We start from the raw sequence: 5029 nt of genomic DNA, 5'->3' as shown, positions 1-5029 counted from the left end.
TAGAACCTGTTTTTGGTACACTCACTCAATTTGTTGGTCTGCGTAAAGTAAACACTATAGGCTTAAGACAAGCTAACAAGTGTATGCAGCTCTCAGCTATAGCCTACAACCTCAAAAAATACCTCAAGTTCACTCAAAACCGGGTGAAAAGTGGAGCAGGAATGTTCGCCTTGTTTTTTAAAGTTCACAATGACCTTAAATCAGGAGTATACGTCATTTTAAAAACACTTCATTCTTCTAATTTGCAAAGGATATAAAAACAAAAAACCTCCTAAAAGCGGTTTAAATAAGTGAGATTTTCTAAGAATTAAAGGCTTGTGCAACGGTTACCATTGTTGTGCGTTCGTATTTTTTATTCAGTTGAAATTAGAAAATTGTGCATTTTCAAAAATAGCTAAAACCTTTGCCTACCATATCCTTATTATCATGAATTCCAATTGTTGGTCAACGAACTCTAAAACAACACAATATAAACTTCCAATAATAGATTTATTTTTTCTACTTCAAAAAATCCTTTTTTTGAAAAGCTGGATTTGGGTATGTATAAAATCCTTCACCCGTAGCCACACCTAATTTATTTTTATTAATGAAATTTTCTTCTAAATATTTCACCACTTTTATCTTGTTGGCATCCTGTGTTTTCTCGGCTGCTATTTTATTTATGTTGTAAGCTGTTGTAATGCCCACAACATCCAATATGGCACATGGACCTACGGGGGCACCTGTAGCCTTCATCCATGTTTTATCCACGGTTGGTGGGTCAGCAACTTCATTGACAACTAGATCGAGTGCAGCACCTAAAAGAGGTACAAGTAAAGAATTGAGAATATAACCGGGCTGTTCTTTGTGCAATGGCAAAGGCAACATTCCAATTCTTTTTGCAAACTCCACCACATCGTTGAACACTTTGTGCGAAGTAGTTGGATGCCCCATAATTTCTGCGGTATTGTGTTTCCAAATTTCGTTGGCGAAATGCAGGGCAACAAATTTCTCCGGTCTTCCAGTAGAGGAAGCAAACTGACTTGGTAAGAGTGTGGAAGAATTCGTAGCAAAAACAGTTTTTGCGGGGGCAACTTTTGCTAACTGCTCGTAAAAACCGATTTTAATCTGCGGATTTTCCGGTACGGCTTCAATCAGCAGGTCGGCATCTTTTACAGCCTCTTCTAAATTAGATGAGTACCTTAATTTTTGATATGTATCTTCCAATTGTTGCTGACTTGCATTCAAATCACTTTTAAATGCGGAACTCATAATTTCAAACTTGCCTTTTGCTTTTTCCAATACTTCATCATTAATGTCATAAACGGTGACATTAAATCCATGAAATGCCGTCTGGAAAGCAATTTGATAGCCTAATACGCCACTTCCGGCTACTGTAATATTTTTATAATTCATATTATTTGTTCTTTATCCATTCTTGAATTTTATGAAACTGCTCTTGAAAGAAAGATTCATGTTCTTCTTCCAATGTTTCGCTTTCGGGTAAGATATGCTCGAAATAACTGTCTTTCAAAATTTTCTTTAAGATGCTTTCACCTGGGATCGGTCTATAATCATTTAGTGATTTTGTAGCTTTCAACAACTGTCTAATATCGTATTGCAACGGTATGATATCAGGCACCTGCTTGTTCAGGTTCAACAATTCGTAAACGGCAATACGGGCAGTTCTAACGGAACTTTCCATGGTAAAGACAATATCATTGTTGGTCTCTACAAATTGTCCCACCAATCCTAAATTTTTACAACCTTCGGGAACTACATTTGGTCTGTCTCCCTTTGCTCTTGGCATAAACATTGAAGTGATGTAGGGCATAAATGTGGTGTGTACAATGGTGTTTTCAATAACATCATCAATTTGGTCAAGAATACCTAGGTGATAGCAAAGTTCAGTCAGTATTTCGTCTCCTGTACATTGAGGCATTGCTTTTTTTACATAATTTCCTTCTTTATCCATGTATAATGAATACACCCAAAGAACTAGAACATCATCGGGTTGGTTAGGAAAGTGTGGCTGTCGGTTACAGGTAAAGCTCATTAGCCAATCAGAATCGGTAATGGTAATAATGCCTCCCGTTGCAGTTTTTCCTGAATACGGGTCGTTAATGGTATATTCTTTCAACTTTTCGGTAAAGGCAGACGGTTTACATGTTAATGTTGCCGATTCCCAAGAAGATTTTTCAATATCGCCACAGAATTTTTCAGGACGACCAAAAATCTCGGATTTTGCCGCTAAATTTTTCCATAATTTCCATCCGGCACTTTGTCCGCTCGAATCGTTGTCCATTTTTATGATCGGTGCGGTTTTGTTTGTTCCATAAAACGTGTCCTCGGTCATGGAACCGGTGGTCACAATAACATAATCATCTTTCCCTATTGGTATTCTCACTTCCTTTCCATCTTGTTCGGTAACAATGCCTTCCACCACTTTACCATGGATATTACTGTGAATGTCCAAATCTTTTACCAAAGTATTCAGCTGAATTTGTACGCCTTTTGACTCTAAATGTTTTCGCAAAGGCGTAATGAACGTATCGTATTGGTTGTATTTAGGGAAAACCAGACAGGAAAAATCTTTCATTCCATCAATGGCGTGAAGAAAACGGTGCATGTACAGTTTGCATTCCAATAGGCTGTGCCAATTTTCAAAGGCGAACATGGTGCGCCAAAAGAACCAAAAATTACTGTCTAAAAATTCTTGGCTAAAATAATCTTCAATCGTTAAATCGTCTAAATCTTCTTTTTTCTTCAACAATAATTTCACAATGGCCAATTGGTCTTTTCGCTCCAGTCCGAATTTGCTGAAATCCTGAATTTCACCTTGGTTGTGTATCAAACGGGCTTTGGAATAATTCGGGTCATTGTCGTTTACCAATCGGTATTCGTCTAATACGCTGTACGGTTCAGGAAGTTCTTCGGCTGGAATATCCTGAAACATATCCCAAAGATTCTCATAGGTCATATCCATTTCCCTCCCTCCTCGGATAATATAACCGTCTTCGGCATTTCCGGCACCATCCAAAGAGCCGCCATCAACATGCAATTGGTCTAAGAAAATGATGTTTTTGCCAGGAATTTTTCCATCACGTATAAAATAATATGCTGCCGACATACCCGCAATACCACTACCTACAATGTATACTTTGCTGTTCTCATAGGATTTTGGGGGAATACCGATATTTCTTTGATAATTTCCAATCTGATCCGAAAAAGGCATGGTTTTTTCCTTGGTGTTCAATTGTATTTCCTTATTCGAATCCGGCTCGTGGTTTACATTTCCATATTCTTTTGATTTCGATAGAAACGAATCAAACTTATCTGTTATTTTCTTCATTGTTAAAGTATTTGATTATTTAATGATAACAAAGATATGGCTATACTTAAATTTACATATATCCTTTAATTCGGTATTTGTGTCCGTTAATTCTTATCGGACTATGTTTTGTCTTGTTCTATATTGTGAAGGTGAAATTGTGGTATGTTTTTTAAAGAATCGCCCAAAGGCAGAGGTAGAATTGAAGTGTAACTGAAATGCAATTTCAGTTACTGTGAGTTCAGGATTTCCCAATAGTACATACGCTTCTTTTAGCAGTATTTCATTAATGACTTCATGCGGTGTTCTTCCACTTGTTTTTTTTACTATTTCAATTAAATATTTATTAGAAATATGCAATTGGTCGGCATACAATTGTACTGTTTTATGTTCTAAAATTTGTTCTTGTACCAGTTTCCTAAACTTCAAATAAATAGTAGAAATGACTTGGTCTTTACTTTCTGGTTCGTTAGCATAGCGATGTGTAATTTCGGCAACTTCAAGTAATATGTTAAAAATAATACTTCGAATAATTTCATCAATAAAATTTCCGTGGGTCTTAGTTTTATGTTTTAAGTAATCAAGCAAGGTCAATATATGTTCTATGTCTTTTGCGGGTGCATTTAATAAGGAATAGCTACCTTGTTGAAACAGACCACTTTTTTCAATAATAAATGGGTTAGAAATATTTTTGAGTAAGAAATTTTTTTCAAAAAACAGAAGTTTCATTTTAAAATCTTTACTAAACTTCCTAAAATGGACAATGGTAGATGGTGCAGAAATAAGAAAACTATTTTGTTGAACAAGATAATTATTGCCATCAATTTCCATAGTCATTTTTCCGCTTGTACATATGCACAGTGAATAAAAATCCATACGGAACGAGTTTTCAGGAAATTGAAAAATTGATTTCCCCGAAGAAATATAGTAAGGCTTATCACAAGCCACACCATAAAACGAAAGTGTCTGTTTAAGATTTTGGTACAAATGATGCTGGATTCAAGGATCTAACGCAACAGGTGTTGCTATTTTGGTTTCGTACAATTTAATATAATTTATAAAAATTAAGCAGCATTTAGTTTAAATATTTCTTTAGGAGTTTTATATCCAATGATTTTTCTAGGTCTGTTATTGAGTTTATCTTGTACATATTGTAGCTGTTTTGGTGTAACTTTATTAAAATCAGTTCCTTTAGGGAAGTACCTTCTAATAAGTCCGTTCGTATTTTCATTAGTACCCCTTTGCCAAGAGGCATAAGGATCAGCAAAATATACTTTGATCCCGGTTAGTTTCGTAAATTGTTTATTTCTCGCCATTTCTACACCATTATCGTAGGTCATCGTTTTAATAAGATTTTGATTGAAGCCTTTTAGTATTTTAGCGAACTGATTTGTTACGGTTGTTGATTTTCTGTCTTTTAGTTTGATAATACAGACGAACCTAGACTTTCTTTCTACGATAGTACCAATAGCACTTTTTTGTCCTTTACCAATGACTAAATCACCTTCCCAGTGGCCTATTTCTTTCCTATCTTCAATGTGTTTCGGTCTATCTTTGATATTGATGATATCTTTTATTTTAGTACCTCTTTTTGTTTTCGCATTAGCTCTTCTACGCTGCGATTTTTGATAGGGTAGTAGCTTGATTAGTTTTTTGTTTAGACTAGCCTGTCTGTGTCTGTAAATATGCATATAGATAGCTTCGTAGGATATTGACATC

General features: G+C 35.5%; 4 protein-coding genes and 1 pseudogene. 1 reads left to right on the top strand and 4 read right to left on the bottom strand.

The annotated features are described in order from the left end of the window. Positions 1-257, top strand: a pseudogene (locus G551_RS16745) (IS1182 family transposase); the annotation flags it as partial. A 241-nt stretch (positions 258-498) separates the two neighbouring features. Here G551_RS16745 and G551_RS0112050 read toward each other — a convergent pair. The 4 genes from G551_RS0112050 to G551_RS0112035 all read right to left on the bottom strand — a co-directional run. Then, on the bottom strand, positions 499-1395 hold the full coding sequence (locus tag G551_RS0112050; RefSeq protein ID WP_027885800.1) for a 3-hydroxyacyl-CoA dehydrogenase: 897 nt from the start codon (positions 1393-1395) through the stop codon (positions 499-501). Position 1396: 1 nt separating this feature from the next. After that, positions 1397-3331 carry an oleate hydratase gene (locus tag G551_RS0112045; protein ID WP_027885799.1) on the bottom strand — a complete coding sequence of 645 codons (1935 nt, stop codon included), beginning with the start codon at positions 3329-3331 and terminating at the stop codon, positions 1397-1399. Between the two features lie 93 nt (positions 3332-3424). Beyond that, complete coding sequence (locus tag G551_RS0112040; RefSeq protein WP_229797339.1) at positions 3425-4186, bottom strand: helix-turn-helix domain-containing protein; 762 nt, start codon at positions 4184-4186, stop codon at positions 3425-3427. Between the two features lie 188 nt (positions 4187-4374). Next, the coding region (locus G551_RS0112035; RefSeq protein WP_027885797.1) for an IS30 family transposase at positions 4375-5029 on the bottom strand (655 nt) is incomplete at its 5' end.

The sequence above is a fragment of the Mesonia mobilis DSM 19841 genome, from assembly GCF_000423405.1.
In the GTDB taxonomy this organism is placed as follows: domain Bacteria; phylum Bacteroidota; class Bacteroidia; order Flavobacteriales; family Flavobacteriaceae; genus Mesonia; species Mesonia mobilis.
Note: the sequence above shows the minus strand (reverse complement) of the source record. Positions and strands in the feature narration are given on the sequence as shown.

Bases quoted from the DNA above. Each gene is read 5' to 3' on its own strand.
- G551_RS0112050 (WP_027885800.1), bottom strand. From the start codon at position 1,395: ATGAATTATAAAAATATTACAGTAGCCGGAAGTGGCGTATTAGGCTAT.
- G551_RS0112045 (WP_027885799.1), bottom strand. From the start codon at position 3,331: ATGAAGAAAATAACAGATAAGTTTGATTCGTTTCTATCGAAATCAAAA.
- G551_RS0112040 (WP_229797339.1), bottom strand. From the start codon at position 4,186: ATGGATTTTTATTCACTGTGCATATGTACAAGCGGAAAAATGACTATG.